The organism is Proteiniborus sp. MB09-C3 (genome assembly GCF_030263895.1).
Classification (GTDB): domain Bacteria; phylum Bacillota; class Clostridia; order Tissierellales; family Proteiniboraceae; genus Proteiniborus.
This window is the reverse complement of record NZ_CP127161.1, coordinates 418,294-432,274: the sequence shown is the minus strand read 5'-3', so window position 1 is coordinate 432,274 and position 13,981 is coordinate 418,294. Positions and strand designations below refer to the sequence as shown.

Sequence of the window (13,981 nt, the reverse complement as noted above, 5' to 3'; positions counted from 1 at the left end):
TGCAAAGTTTTTGCACCCTGTTTTTTACTCAACCACTATTTCTACTCTTTCTCCATCTCCACTTTCAATATCAACTATTTTACCTTCTGCACCGTTTTTAATCAATTCAACAATCTCATTAAAGTCAATATCCTTTAGATCTGAGTTTTTTAATTCAGGAGAGAATTTTGTTGCCATTTTTAGTCCCACATCTACTAGAGCTAATGGAATATTTACATTTACCTTTGCATTGTCATCCGGATCATGAACCTTTATTTTTAGCCATTTAGAGGTTTTGGATATTGGTAAGTTTTCTTTTTCCTCCAATGCACCTAAAAGCTCCAATCCATCCGCAGATGTTATTTTTCCATCTTCTATCATCTTAAGAATTTGCATTTTTTCTTCTTTTAAATATGACACACTAACGACCTCCTTATTATACTATCTTTATTGAGCCATTTGATGTTGAAGCAATTATTTTGATCTGATTTTCAGCCTCTGTATTGTATGCGCTATGTGCTAATATCTTTTGCTTACCAGGACTATTTTGCTTATTTAAATCATATATAAGATTTGGTATTTCCACATCCAAACGGCCCATAGAAGTTTGAGCATCTATGTTATATGCTTTGTCATGGTCATCGATATTTATTTCTATTGAGCTATTTGAAGTATATGTTTCAATTTTACGTAAAGTCGACGTATCAACATCAGTTATTTTGATACTTCCATTAGATGTTTTAGCAATAATAGAAGATGCAATTGAGTCTTCTATTCTTAAGGTTGCATTTGAGCTAGTGATGACCATTTCCTTTGATTGTGCATCCGTAATTAATATTCTGCCGTTTTTTGTAGTAGCAACTATATCTTCACAACTAACATCCTGCACGTTTATAGTGGCATTAGATGTTTCTAGCTCTATTCGTTTTGAACTTGTATCCTCTATATTTATTGAACCATTATTAGTACAAGCTATTGTTCTACTAGAACTTATGTCCTGTGCTTTGATAGAACCGTTGGTTGTATCAAGTATCAATTCATTAGAATTTATTTCGCTGACTTCAATTCTTCCATTAGAGGTCAATAGAAAAATCTTATCATACTTTATAGAGGGAAGATATATTTCAAGACTTGTGCCTATTCCATTGGTATATCTAGGCTTGAATATAAACTTGTCATTTTGTTCAATTACTTCATACACTAATCGGCTCCTATCATAAACCGATTTTTTAATAGAGCATTTAGCCTTTATACTTATTTTTTCTTCATCCCATGAGTGAAGAAGTATTTTTCCATTTATTCCATGAACCTCAATAACAGGAGAATCCAAGCCTGCAATGTTTCTATCTATAGTTTCAGTTATAGTTTCATAACTGCCTGGAAATATATTAAAGGAACCATCTCCAATAAATCCATCTACCATTTTAAGAACCTTTTCTGTAATGGAAGTAGCGCTTTCTGCTAATTCTTCGCCAACTTTTCCCATCTTTTCACCGAAGTTCTCACCCCAGTTTCCCATTTTTTCACCGAAATTTTCTCCCCAAGATCCCATTTTTTCGCCAAAGGACTCACCGAAGCTTTCGCCCCAATCATCCATTTTATCTCCAAAGTCATTCATTTTCTTGTCAAAGCTATCTCCTAGATGATCTAATTTTTCTGCCTTTTTTTCCAGCTTCTTTTCTAGTTTTTCCATCCTACTAGATGATACTTTTTCATCGGAGCTACCAGCAATTTCATCCTCCTTATGAATAAAACCTGTGTATTTCTCATTGTCATGGGATACTTGACTGTCAATAATACTATCATCGCTACAATTTATTTCAATTTCATTATGATCTTGAAGCTCTTCTTCTATTTCAAGCTCATCCAGTGCTTGAAGTAGCTTCGATGCCTCGTCATTAGAAATTTTACCTTCTTGTAGCATTGTAAGTACCATTAATCTTTCCTCACTCACCACTTTCCCCTCCTAAAACTATTCTTCTTTTAAAAGCTTTACTGCTTCATCAGCAGTTATTTCACCTGCGCTGAGCTTTGCTAAAACTTCTTTCTTATCAACTTTTGGCTCATGTCTAACACTATAGCCTAAAGCTTCTACCACGTTTTCCAGCTTGCTTCTAACTGTTGGATAAGAAATTCCAAGCTCTTTTTCGATTTCCTTTATATTGCCTCTGTTTTTAATAAATACCTCTACAAAATTTTTCTGATCTTCAGTTAATCTACAAAATTTGCATAAAGTAAATTTTCCTTCTATAGTCGTTTCACAGTAATTACAATGAAGTCTTGTTACATCCATTTCATGATTACATACGGGACATCTTCCTAATGCTTCTTTTTTCATAGTATCCTACCTTTCTCTATAAGACTGATATCTTGACTAAATCTTTATCGTCGCATACATCAACAAAGTCGAAGGGACCATAGGCTCCTAATGCATAAATTAGTTCGCTAATGTCAATGTCTTTTAGTATATCAAGAGCCATTCTGGAATTTTGGCCCATGTGGTTGCTATGTTTAAATGCTAAAGGAGCTATTAGTATTCCAAGTTTACTTAAGGATGCAATTAGCCAAAATGGTATACCTGGTAATCTTATTTTCTTATTATTATCCCCATCAATTATTTTAATCTTGATTTTTCTAGCAGGTCTTATTCTATTTATACTATTTTCATTTATGCTTTTTATAAGCTTTACAGCTTTTTTGCAGCTTATCTCCCCATTCTCCAGTTTGTCAAGGATACTTCTTATTTCCTCCTTCAAATTAAACCCCTCCTGCCTTAATAATATCTTTTTCTATTTAGATAAAAAGGGTATAATAAAATAGAAGTGCTTTTATATATGATGATTTTAAACAATATTAATGATAATAGTAGATTTTTTATTATTTACATTTTAAGTATTTAATGCTTTTAATATTCCCTTTAGCTATATAATAGTATTTAAAATTAATAATGTCAATATTAATTTTAAAAATATTAATATACAAATTAAAAATGTTAATAATGATTATGTGAAAGATAAATTATAGACAAAATCTATAATGAATGCAATGGATATGGATAACACAAATAGGTGAATAAAGAAAAAACAAGTATACTATAGATAGAGATTTTAAGTTGAGGAGGAATACAAAATGAAAAAAGAAATCGATGCTAGAAATCAAGCTTGTCCAAAACCAGTTATAATGACTAAAAAAGCATTGGATGAGACATCAGAAGGTGTAGTCACTACTATTGTAGATAATGAGGTGGCAAAAGAAAATGTTTCAAAGCTTGCTAAAAGCTTAAATTTTGATTATACCGTTGAAAAAAGGGAAAATGAATATTATATTCATATCACAAAGGGAGCCGTAGCTGAAGAAGTTGAGGAAGCTAATGCTTGTGTCCCTAACACATTTAAGGATACGGTTATATTATTTGGTAATGATAAGCTTGGACAAGGCTCGGAGGAGCTAGGAAATATACTTATTAAAGGATATATATATACTCTAACAGAATCAACACCTTTTCCTTCTACATTGCTATTTTTAAATGGCGGGGTAAGGCTTACAGTTGAAGGTTCTCCAGTATTAGATGACTTAAAGAAACTTAAATCAGAGGGAGTAGAGATATTATCCTGTGGAACTTGTCTTGATTTCTATAGTCTAAAAGAAAAACTAGCTGTTGGAGAAATAACTAATATGTATACTATTGTAGAAAAAATGAAAAATGCTACAAACACGATAACACTATAAAAGGATGGTAACATGAAGGAAGAAGTATATTATGTAGTAGCCTTTGATTCAACACACTATGCAATACAAGGCGAAAAGACTTTAAAAAACAATGATATTGATATAAAAGTAATACCAACTCCTAGAGAAATAACTGCTAGCTGTGGCTTATCTATAAGATTCAACCCAGAATTTTTTGAGCAGGTAAAGAATATATTAGAAGGGGCATCCTTATCTATAAAAGGAATATATAGACTAGTAAAAAATGAATCAGGCAGATCAGCAAGCAAAATCAGTTAACTAAGGCGGTGAGGTCTTGAAGGAGGCAGTAAATAGCATATATGGTTTTTTGTTAGGACCTAGTGGACAGCTTAACATATATGGGAAACTATTGAGAGCTATTATCATATTTATTCTTATGAAAATAGTGATAAAATTTTCCTATTCCTTAATAGATAGGTTTTTTACTAAAAGACATAATTCAAGATTTAAAATCGAAGAAAGAAAATCAAATACACTGGCTGTTATATTAAAAAGTGTTTCTAAGTATCTATTTTACTTTATAGGGATAGTTTCTATACTAAAGGAATTTGGACTACCTATAGAATCTATTCTTGCAACTGCTGGAATAGGAGGATTAGCCATAGGCTTTGGAGCTCAAAGCTTAGTGAAGGATATAATAACTGGATTCTTTATCTTATTTGAAGACCAGTATTCTGTAGGTGATTATATAAAGACAGGAGACTTTGATGGAATAGTTGAGGAAATCGGCATACGTATCACCAAGATAAGGGCATTTTCAGGAGAACTGCATATAGTTCCTAATGGAAATATACAAACCGTAACTAATCTGAGCAGAGGTTCTATGAGATCTCTGGTAAACGTGGAAATTACTTATGAGGAGGATATAGATAAGGCTTTAGTAATTTTATCAGAGCTGTCTAAAAAGCTGTCTCAGGAAAATGATAATATTGTTGAAGGGCCTACAGTTCTAGGAGTAACTAATCTAAGTCAGTCAGGGATACAGCTTACAGTTGTTGCTAAAACTAAGCCTATGGAGCAATGGGCAGTGGAAAGAGAAATAAGAAAAAAGATAAAAGAGGAGTTTCACAAGGCGGGCATAGAGATCCCTTATCCTAGGAGAGTTGTTATTGAAAAAGATAAAGTGGATAAAAGTTCACTAAATAGCTAAAATATAATATAATGTATTTATAGCTCAAGCTACTTCATATATGATTGTCATAGAGAGGTAGCTTTATTGTAGTTAGGGGAGGGATTAGATGATTGTAAAATACAATGTCGGAGATGTGGTGCAGCTTAAAAAAGCTCATCCATGTGGAGAAAACAAATGGGAAGTCATGAGAACTGGAGTAGATTTTAAACTAAAGTGCCTAGGCTGTGAACGCCAGGTATGGCTTGCCAGAAGAGAATTTGAAAGAAGAGTAAAAAAGGTTCTTAGCAGCAGTAATCCAGAGGCAGTAGAAAAGCAAAGAACAGAATGATATTATATATAGAAAATCAAACCCTATAAATATTACACAGGGAGGAATTATCTCATGAAGAAGTCTTTTGTGGCTTTGATGAGTGCTTGTGTCTTTGCCTTTTTGTTTTCTGGATGTGGATCAGGGATTTCAAGTTCAACACTGATGCCAACTGTCAATCTGGCAGATGGTAGTTGGGAACTGATATATGACAACTACAATCCACAGCAGATTACTCTTGAACTTGCTCTTGCCTTACCAAAGTTTGAGGGAAAAAGCAAGGAAGAGTGGCATTCCTACGCAGAGAGCATCGGAAAAGTCGATAACTCAGCTCTTATTTGGGCAAGTGGTGCTTCTCTCTTTCCAGATGGAAGCACGGTGATTTATCATTCCAACAAAGATTGCATCGATGTAGGCGGCATGTCTGTTTTTGCTTTTGATTTGAATACAGGAGAGGAGCGTATTCTACTGAAAAGCAAGAAAGGGGAGTATTACAGCATCTATTACTGGCTAGACAACAGCACTCTGCTTTGCTCCTCCGATATTTATGATGGACAGGTTTCTAAAACGGAGTATTTGATTTGTAGGCTAGACGGTAAAGTGATTCCCGTGACTTTTCACGGAGAGAGCCCCCGTATCTATGCAGCTCGAGGCCGATTTCTAGCATATCAGCCTGATGGTGGCAACTCACAGATTATTTACTTTGGCCACTTTGACAATGATAATCAATGGGTGGAGACGAATCGACTTGAAGTTACTGGCGGCTACCCTATTAACGGTGGAGCTATCAGTACAGATGGTACACTTTTGGCATTTCCTCTAGGGAATCCAGATTCAAACAACACCTCACGTACCATGAATATCTGGGATATTTCCTCAGATACTCTGATTTCAATTCCCGATCCGGTAATTACGGGTATGGGAGATCCTGCAGCAAGCTGGCCTCGGCAAGACGCTGAGTTCTTAGAAGTGGTATATGTTGGGACTGGAAAGGATGGAAATTCGAAGGAGCAGCTCTGGAGGTATGTGTTGCCTAAGATAAAATAGCCTTTTCGTGTAGTAGCGCTGTTGGGCTAGATTATAATCATAAAGAGAAGCGGTTTTTTATAATATTTTATTTTGCTTTTGATGTTTTTTTCTGTATATTTGTGAAAGGCCTCATTCCTAAGATAACTCTTAGGAATGAGGCTTTTTCTTTCCATATTCAGTTTATCGCTTTTGATATGTCCACAAATTATCTTTGTGAATCTCTACCTTTGTTCAAGGACTTGATGCTTTCTGCCCAATTTATCATTTCTTTTTCCGCAAAACCATAATCCTCAGATTCTTCTAGATGCTTCATAAAGACCTCATAAGCATTGGCGATTATCTTCAATTGTTCCTCCGTAGGATTTTCTTCCTTTATAAGTTCTTCTCTAGTTTCTTCATAAGCTCCCTTATATATTCTAAAAGGGAATTCCATATCATTATAATTAGCAGGCAAAAATCCAGCTCTTAGATTACAGTTTACTCTAAATCTTATTAAGAAGGCTTGGAAAAAGTCTTTATCCATTATATTTCACCTCGTAGAATCATATGGTTTAACTTCATATGCTAGCTAATATAATATAAATTTTAAGTATATTAGTATAGCAATCATTATTAGCTAGACAATAGATTGTTTACATGGAGCTTAAATCTATATGGCAATAGCCTCCAGGATTCTTTTTCAAATAATTCTGATGATATTCTTCTGCATTATAGAAGCAGCTTAAAGGCTCTACTTCAGTTACAATTTCTTTGTCATATTTTTGCTGCTCTTTCTTCAAAGACTTTTCTATAATAGGCAAGTCTCCATCGTCTATATAATAAATACCAGTTCTATACTGATGGCCTACATCTCCACCCTGCTTATTTAATGATGTAGGATTTATAACCTTCCAAAATTTGTGTAATAGCTCTTCTAGTGAAATAACATTCTCATCATATCTGACTATACAAGCTTCAGCATGACCTGTATCTCCCCTACATACGTCCTGATAACTAGGATTACGAGCCGTACCATTAGCATAACCAATTCTAGTTTCCACTATCCCATTTATTCTAGACATGTATTCTTCCACACCCCAAAAGCATCCTCCAGCTAATATGATTTCTTTCACTTTAGGCACCTCCAACTTGTTTTTTCTATGGTATTTTTATAGTACTATTATATACTATAGTTAATGGAAATTATCAATAAAAACAATAGAGCTAATCAAGTAAAAATATTGTCAATAATATTTGTTGTATTTATACATAATAAATGATATAATACAGTGATGTAGTATGTTATCCTTGCTCTATTATATAAATAGGGCCGTTTAGTCCAAAGGGAGGTGAAGTACATGAAAAAATACGAAGTTGTTCTAATTTTTGCGCCAGGCATGGAAGAAGAGACAAGAAATAATCTTGTTGAAAGATTCAAGGGCATAGTTGAGACAAATGGTACAGTTGATAATGTTGATGTATGGGGAAGCAGAAAGCTTGCTTATGAAATCAATGATTATCAAGAAGGCTACTATGTTTTATTGAATATCACTTCTGGAGCAGATGTTGTAGATGAAATAGACAGAATTGCTAAAATTACAGATGATGTAATTAGACACATGATAATTAGAGAAGATGAATAATAAAGCTGTTGGGGGTGTAATTGTGAATAGTGTAATACTTATTGGAAGATTGACAAGAGACCCTGAACTGAGATATCTGTCTAGTGGAATGGCAGTTTCTAGATTTAGCATAGCGGTGGATAAAGACTTATCGAGAGAAAAGAAACAGGAATTTGAGAGTAAAGGACAACCTACGGCAGATTTTATAAATATTGTAGTTTGGGGAAAACAGGCTGAGAACTGTGCGAACTATTTAGTTAAGGGTAGACTTGTAGCAATTCAAGGACGTATCCAGACAGGAAGCTATACCGCTCAGGATGGAACTAAGAGATATACGACAGATGTAGTGGCAGATAGAGTTCAATTCCTTGAATGGGGAGAAGCTAGACAAGGTAACCAAAATACAAATAGAGATTTAAATACAAACAAAGATTTCGGTATGGACATAGATATGGATGGTTTCCATCCTACAGATGATGATGATATTCCATTCTAAAGGAGGGAAAAAGAATGGCACAACCAGGAAGAAAATTTAGAACTAAAAAAAGAGTTTGTAGTTTCTGTGTTGATGATGCTACTAGCATAAGCTATAAAGATGTAAACAAGCTTAAAAAATATGTTACTGAAAGAGGAAAGATACTTCCTAGAAGAATCTCAGGAAACTGTGCTTTACATCAAAGACAATTAACTCGTGCTATTAAAAGAGCAAGACAAGTTGCACTTTTACCATATACAGCAGACTAATTTTAAAATTTTAAATAGTATAGAAGAGAGATATATTATATAATATGTAGTATATCTCTTTTATTTTTTTATGACCTAACTCAACTTATGAAAGATTAGAATACTTACTTAATTGACATAGATACTGCTTCTGTATAGAATTACTATAAGAATCATAATGCGTAAAATAAAATTAGTTAAAGAGCCTTAGGTTTGATATAATGTATTATGGGGGGGGATTAATCATGTCATTTAATGATAAGAATATAGATGTAACAAAAAACATAAAGGTTATAGAGTGGTTAAAAAGTGAACTGCTTATGGCTGTTGCATCATTGTATGAGCTTTTGGTGAAGGGTATCCAAAATAGTCATGATGCAATGCTTGATTCAGTATCCAATATAATACTTGTGGCATATCTACTTGGGAAAAGGCTTGGGGTTTCATATGAAAGTATAGATGCAAAGGTAGAAGAAAAAGCTAAGCTTGCGCTTGTAGAGGAACATAAAATTGAACAATGGTATGGAGACTTAGGTAGTTTATTAGAATATTTTAAGAGAAAAAGGAGTTAGAGGTGAAAAATTTGAACTTAGGAGAAAAGACAACTCGGGTTGTTGAAACTGCCCTTATTACAACATTTGTGACTCTAATTATGCTCTTTGGATATAATGTGTTTCCAATAATAACTTTATTTTATCCAGTGCCCTTTATAATTCTTGGGGTAAGGCATAATACAAAATACAACATATATGGAGTCCTAGCATCTAATATACTAATAGGGGTATTTGTTGACATATTCACTGATAAGTTAATATTTTTGATACTTGGGTTGATTTCTATTATTTTAACTTATATGATAAATAAAAAATATAAGCCACACCAAATATTGACTGGGGGAATCATAGGTATTATAGCAACTTCATTGTTATCTGTGACTATTATTGGATATATGACAGGTGTTAGCTTTTTATCCAAAATCAGCACATTTTTAACGGAAAGTATGAAGCTTAATCTGAATATGTTAAAAGAAATGGAGATTTCTACATACGAATTTTCTATGATGAAGGATGCTTTAATGGCAATTGTAGAGTATACAATAATAATCATACCAGCAACTTTAATAATTTTTGCTGTTTTTGTTGTATATATAAACTATTGGATGTCTACGGCAATACTTAGGAGATTAGGGCATAGAACAGTAGAAATTCCTAGATTCATGTATTTTAGGCTTCCCAGCAATGCTATAATGGGTGCTGTAGTTATTATAGCAGCTGCCCTAGTAGTTAGATATATGAAGCTTTTTTACTATGAGACAATATTTATTAATACACTAATTTTAATATCCTTTGTTTTCTTTATGCAGGGTTTGTCCGTCACGGTTTTTCTAATGAATAAAAGAAAGATGCATAAAATTACAAAAGCTATTCTCATATTTCTAATAATCGTAAATGTGCCAATAGGCCTATTAATTTCTTTTATAGGTTTATTAGATGTAATAATTGATTTTAGAAAATTGAAAAGGGTGGAATAAACTCCTTGGAGGAGGATATGTTATGTCAAATAAGAGAATATTTAAATTTCTAATTCCGGATTCAAAGCTCTATTTGCTGATAATTGGTGTGTTAATAAGTATTATTGCTTTTTATGAGCCAAAGATTGCTGCTCTTGGAGTCATACTTTTAGCATATCTAATATATTATCATTGGAAGAACATCCATCTCAAAAAGGTAGAGTGGACTAAATATATAGAGAGCTTGACTACTGGTTTAGATACCGCTACAAAATACGCTATAATAAATTTGCCAATACCTCTTGTGATGGTGGAGACTGACGGAACAATTAGCTGGTATAATACAAGGTTTCTTCAGATGACTGATTCAAAAAAGCTATTAGAAGAAAATATTAAGGATATTATGCTAGGTTTCAGTATAGATAATATCATGAATAAAAAAGAAGATACTCCCATAGAGGTGTCCTTTAAGGATAAGTATTATAAAGTTTTATATAATGTTGTTCAAAAAAGCAAAAGCAGAGAAAATAGAGAAGAATACATTATAATGTTATATTGGATAGACAATACGGGATTTACGACTTTAAAAACTAAATATAACGACGAGAAGGTAAACGTAGGCATAATACAAATAGATAACTATGATGATGTCAGAAACAATACAGACGAAGCCAATAGGCCTATAGTATTTGTTGAAGTCGATAAAATTCTTAATTCATTGGCAGCTAGAATAGGTGGATTCATTAGAAAATATGAGAATGATAAATATATGCTTATTTTTGAAAATAAAAATTTGGAAAATCTAGAAATGAAGAAGTTTGAGATTTTAGATAGTGTAAGGGAAGTTGATTTAGGTAATAGAATACCTGTAACCCTAAGTATAGGAATAGGGGTAAACGGTAAAAGTCTTAGTCAACAGTTTGAATATGCAAATGCGGCTCTTGATATAGCATTGGGAAGGGGAGGAGACCAAGCTGTAGTAAAGAGAATAGATAAATTAAGCTTTTATGGTGGAAAGAGTAAGGCTGTAGAAAAGAGAACTAAAGTAAAGGCAAGAGTAATAGCTCATGCACTGAGACAGCTTATAGATCAATCAGAGAAAGTGTTTATTATGGGACATAAGAATGGGGATATGGACAGCTTTGGGGCTTCTATTGGTATATATAGAGCAGTAAAAAATAGAGGCAAACAAGCTTATATAGTATTAAGTGGAACGAATCCCTCTATAAAAAACATATTTGACAGACTTAAATCTGAGCATCCAGAATATCTGGAGAATATAATAACGCCAGAGCAGGCTAGGACCTTGGCAGATAAGGCCTCTTTGTGTGTGTTAGTTGACAATCATAGACCAAGCTATACTGAGGCCCCGCATCTTTTGGAGATTATCGATAAGGTTGTGCTTATTGACCATCATAGAAGAGGCATAGATTTTATAGAAGACCCTGTATTATCCTATCTAGAGCCTTATGCATCTTCTACATGCGAGTTAGTTACAGAGATACTAAACTATATGGGAGAAAAGCTGGATATTAATAAATTCGAGGCAGAAGCCCTTTTGGCAGGTATTAGTGTAGATACTAAAAACTTTACTTTCCAGACAGGGGTAAGAACCTTTGAGGCTGCATCCTTTTTAAGAAGGGCAGGTGCTGATACTACTTCTGTAAGGCAGCTTTTCCAAGATGACATAAATACATTTATAACAAAAGCCGAAGTAGTAAAAGAAGCTAAGATAATAGATGATAGAATAGCGATATCAAAGCTGAGAAAAGAGAGCAAGGATTCAGTTCTCATAGCTGCTGAAGCAGCAAATGATCTTCTTAATATTAATGGCATAATGGCTTCCTTCGTTTTAGTCATTAGCGATGGAAGAATCCATATTAGCGGAAGGTCATTAGGTGATATCAGTGTACAGCTCATACTTGAAAAGCTAGGTGGCGGTGGTCACTTAGCAGTGGCAGGAGCTCAGCTAGAAGATGTAGATATAGATAAAGCAGAAGAAATGCTAAAAGAAGCTATAAGAGAATATTTTGAGGAAGGTGAAAAATAATGAAGGTTATATTACTTCAAGATGTAAAGGGATTAGGTAAAAAAGGTGAAATAGTAAATGCAAAGGATGGATATGCAAGAAACTTTTTATTTCCGAAAAGCCTTGCAAAGGAAGCAACAGATGGAAATATAAAAGTACTGGAGGAACAAAAAACTGCGAAGAAAATCAAGAAAGAAGAAGAACTTACTAAAGCTAAGGAATTAGCAGAGAAAATATCTGAGCTTACAGTAGAATTAAAGGGAAAATCAGGTGAAAATGGTAAGCTTTTTGGCTCAATAACAACAAAAGATGTATCAGAAGCACTTAAAAAACAGCACAAGATAGATATAGATAAAAGAAAGATGGACATTGACGGAGGAAATATAAAAAATATTGGAACTACCATTGTAGATGTAAAGGTATATCCTAATGTTTCAGCAAAACTTAAAGTAAAGGTAACTGAGGAATAGATTAGACACTGCAAGATACTTGATGTATTTATTCATCTAGTATCTTGTATTCGTTATACACAGTCAAAGAGGTGATAACATGTCAACTGAAATACAGTCATTAGGCAGGATACCTCCTCATAGTATTGAGGGTGAGCAATCTGTATTAGGCTCTATGATACTTGATAAAAATGCAATAGTCACTGCTACGGAGATATTGAGACCTAGTGATTTTTATAAGGAAGCACATAGGGAAATATATGAGTCAATTTTAGAAATAAATAATAGGGATGAACCAGTAGACTTAATTACTCTATCTGAAGAGCTTAAAAAGAGAAATACTTTAGATGCAATAGGTGGGATATTATATCTCGCTGATTTATCTGAGGCTATTTCTACTACTGCAAACATAAGATTCTATTGTGAAATAGTTGAAGAGAAATCAATACTAAGGAGGCTCATAAATGCTTCCAATGAGATTATTGCAAAAGGGTACGATGCAGATGAGGACATAAATATCATTATAGATGCAGCAGAGAAAAAGATATTTGATATTACTCAGAAAAGAAGTCGAGAAGGATTAGACCCAATAAAAGAGGTTCTCCTTGAAAGCTTCTCTAGAATTGAACAAATGGCGCTAAGCAAAGGTAACTTAACTGGACTTACTACAGGGTTTATGGACTTAGATCAAAAAACATCAGGTTTACAAAAATCTGACCTTGTACTAGTAGCTGCTAGACCATCTATGGGAAAAACAGCTTTTTCTGTTAATCTTGCAGTCAATTCTGCGCTAAAAGGAAATGCATCAGTGGCTATATTTAGTCTTGAAATGTCAAAGGAACAGCTTGTTCAGCGTATGCTAAGCTCTGAGTCTCATGTGGAGCTGCAAAAAATAATAAATGGAAGACTAGATGAAGACGATTGGCCAAAGCTTTTAAGAGCCATGGGGCCATTATCTCAGGCTAAAATATTTATTGATGACACACCTGGAATTACTTTGATGGAGATGAAAGCTAAATGTAGAAGGCTCAAGATAGAAAAAGGCCTAGATCTTGTGATGATAGACTATTTACAGCTAATGTCTGGAGAAGGAAGAGTTGAGAATAGACAGCAGGAAATATCGACTATATCAAGAGGATTAAAGGGTTTAGCAAAGGAGATGGACTGTCCAGTAATAGCTTTATCACAGCTATCTCGTGCGCCTGAAATTAGATCTGATCACAGACCTATACTTTCAGACCTTCGTGAATCTGGAGCAATAGAGCAGGATGCTGACATAGTAATGTTTTTATATAGGGATGACTATTATTACCCTGATTCAGAAAAGAAGAACATTGGAGAGATTATCATAGCCAAACATCGTAACGGGCCTACAGGCACTGTAGAACTAGTATTCATGGGAGAATATACTAAGTTCTTGAATTTAGAAAAACCGAGACAATAGGAATTAGAACCACACTCTATGATCAGGG

19 protein-coding genes are annotated in these 13,981 nt (G+C 33.9%); 13 read left to right on the top strand and 6 right to left on the bottom strand.

The window, feature by feature from the left end:
- Window positions 1-24 precede the first annotated feature (24 nt).
- From QO263_RS02075 to QO263_RS02060, 4 genes are read right to left on the bottom strand one after another with little or no spacing between them, the layout of a single operon-like run.
- Window positions 25-399 carry an SHOCT-like domain-containing protein gene (locus QO263_RS02075; protein ID WP_285625901.1) on the bottom strand — a complete coding sequence of 125 codons (375 nt, stop codon included), beginning with the start codon at window positions 397-399 and terminating at the stop codon, window positions 25-27.
- A 16-nt stretch (window positions 400-415) separates the two neighbouring features.
- Window positions 416-1,933 carry a DUF4097 family beta strand repeat-containing protein gene (locus tag QO263_RS02070; protein ID WP_285625898.1) on the bottom strand — a complete coding sequence of 506 codons (1,518 nt, stop codon included), beginning with the start codon at window positions 1,931-1,933 and terminating at the stop codon, window positions 416-418.
- An 18-nt stretch (window positions 1,934-1,951) separates the two neighbouring features.
- Window positions 1,952-2,317 (bottom strand): DUF2089 domain-containing protein, encoded by a 366-nt coding sequence (locus QO263_RS02065; protein ID WP_285625895.1) that lies wholly within the window; start codon window positions 2,315-2,317, stop codon window positions 1,952-1,954.
- A 16-nt stretch (window positions 2,318-2,333) separates the two neighbouring features.
- On the bottom strand, window positions 2,334-2,735 hold the full coding sequence (locus tag QO263_RS02060) for a hypothetical protein (RefSeq protein WP_285625893.1): 402 nt from the start codon (window positions 2,733-2,735) through the stop codon (window positions 2,334-2,336).
- Window positions 2,736-3,108: 373 nt separating this feature from the next.
- On the opposite strand from QO263_RS02060, the gene yedF reads away from it, so the two are divergent.
- The 5 genes from yedF (at window position 3,109) to QO263_RS02035 (ending at window position 6,215) form a co-directional block, all read left to right on the top strand.
- Window positions 3,109-3,708, top strand: a complete 600-nt coding sequence (gene yedF / locus QO263_RS02055; protein ID WP_285625890.1) for a sulfurtransferase-like selenium metabolism protein YedF — start codon at window positions 3,109-3,111, stop codon at window positions 3,706-3,708.
- 12 nt (window positions 3,709-3,720) lie between these two features.
- Window positions 3,721-3,987, top strand: coding sequence for a putative Se/S carrier protein (locus QO263_RS02050; protein WP_285625888.1), 267 nt, complete (start codon window positions 3,721-3,723; stop codon window positions 3,985-3,987).
- A gap of 16 nt (window positions 3,988-4,003) precedes the next feature.
- A complete protein-coding gene (locus QO263_RS02045; RefSeq protein ID WP_285625886.1) occupies window positions 4,004-4,879 on the top strand; it encodes a mechanosensitive ion channel family protein in 876 nt (291 codons plus the stop codon).
- Between the two features lie 88 nt (window positions 4,880-4,967).
- Window positions 4,968-5,189: a DUF951 domain-containing protein gene (locus QO263_RS02040; protein WP_285625883.1), complete on the top strand. Its 222-nt coding sequence runs from the start codon at window positions 4,968-4,970 to the stop codon at window positions 5,187-5,189.
- A 54-nt stretch (window positions 5,190-5,243) separates the two neighbouring features.
- Window positions 5,244-6,215, top strand: a complete 972-nt coding sequence (locus QO263_RS02035; protein WP_285625881.1) for a WD40 repeat domain-containing protein — start codon at window positions 5,244-5,246, stop codon at window positions 6,213-6,215.
- Between the two features lie 187 nt (window positions 6,216-6,402).
- On the opposite strand, the gene QO263_RS02030 is transcribed toward QO263_RS02035, so the two are convergent.
- Both QO263_RS02030 and msrA read right to left on the bottom strand, forming a co-directional pair.
- Window positions 6,403-6,720 carry a hypothetical protein gene (locus tag QO263_RS02030; protein ID WP_285625878.1) on the bottom strand — a complete coding sequence of 106 codons (318 nt, stop codon included), beginning with the start codon at window positions 6,718-6,720 and terminating at the stop codon, window positions 6,403-6,405.
- A 109-nt stretch (window positions 6,721-6,829) separates the two neighbouring features.
- Window positions 6,830-7,309: a peptide-methionine (S)-S-oxide reductase MsrA gene (gene msrA, locus QO263_RS02025; protein ID WP_285625876.1), complete on the bottom strand. Its 480-nt coding sequence runs from the start codon at window positions 7,307-7,309 to the stop codon at window positions 6,830-6,832.
- Between the two features lie 225 nt (window positions 7,310-7,534).
- On the opposite strand from msrA, the gene rpsF reads away from it, so the two are divergent.
- The 8 genes from rpsF (at window position 7,535) to dnaB (ending at window position 13,953) form a co-directional block, all read left to right on the top strand.
- Entirely contained in the window at window positions 7,535-7,819 is a 285-nt protein-coding gene (gene rpsF / locus QO263_RS02020) for a 30S ribosomal protein S6 (RefSeq protein ID WP_285625873.1), read from the top strand.
- A 22-nt stretch (window positions 7,820-7,841) separates the two neighbouring features.
- A complete protein-coding gene (locus QO263_RS02015) occupies window positions 7,842-8,294 on the top strand; it encodes a single-stranded DNA-binding protein (RefSeq protein ID WP_285625870.1) in 453 nt (150 codons plus the stop codon).
- Between the two features lie 14 nt (window positions 8,295-8,308).
- The gene (rpsR, locus tag QO263_RS02010; RefSeq protein ID WP_285625867.1) at window positions 8,309-8,542 is read left to right on the top strand and encodes a 30S ribosomal protein S18; all 234 of its coding nucleotides are present in this window, start codon (window positions 8,309-8,311) and stop codon (window positions 8,540-8,542) included.
- Window positions 8,543-8,766: 224 nt separating this feature from the next.
- The gene (locus tag QO263_RS02005) at window positions 8,767-9,093 is read left to right on the top strand and encodes a MazG-like family protein (RefSeq protein ID WP_285625864.1); all 327 of its coding nucleotides are present in this window, start codon (window positions 8,767-8,769) and stop codon (window positions 9,091-9,093) included.
- 2 nt (window positions 9,094-9,095) lie between these two features.
- Window positions 9,096-10,052 (top strand): DUF2232 domain-containing protein, encoded by a 957-nt coding sequence (locus QO263_RS02000; protein WP_285625861.1) that lies wholly within the window; start codon window positions 9,096-9,098, stop codon window positions 10,050-10,052.
- Window positions 10,053-10,074: 22 nt separating this feature from the next.
- Entirely contained in the window at window positions 10,075-12,081 is a 2,007-nt protein-coding gene (locus tag QO263_RS01995) for a DHH family phosphoesterase (RefSeq protein WP_285625858.1), read from the top strand.
- Window positions 12,081-12,530, top strand: a complete 450-nt coding sequence (rplI, locus tag QO263_RS01990) for a 50S ribosomal protein L9 (protein ID WP_285625856.1) — start codon at window positions 12,081-12,083, stop codon at window positions 12,528-12,530. The genes QO263_RS01995 and rplI overlap by 1 nt, the downstream gene beginning before the upstream one ends.
- 79 nt (window positions 12,531-12,609) lie before the next feature.
- Window positions 12,610-13,953 carry a replicative DNA helicase gene (gene dnaB / locus QO263_RS01985; protein ID WP_285625854.1) on the top strand — a complete coding sequence of 448 codons (1,344 nt, stop codon included), beginning with the start codon at window positions 12,610-12,612 and terminating at the stop codon, window positions 13,951-13,953.
- The last annotated feature ends 28 nt before the right edge of the window (window positions 13,954-13,981 follow it).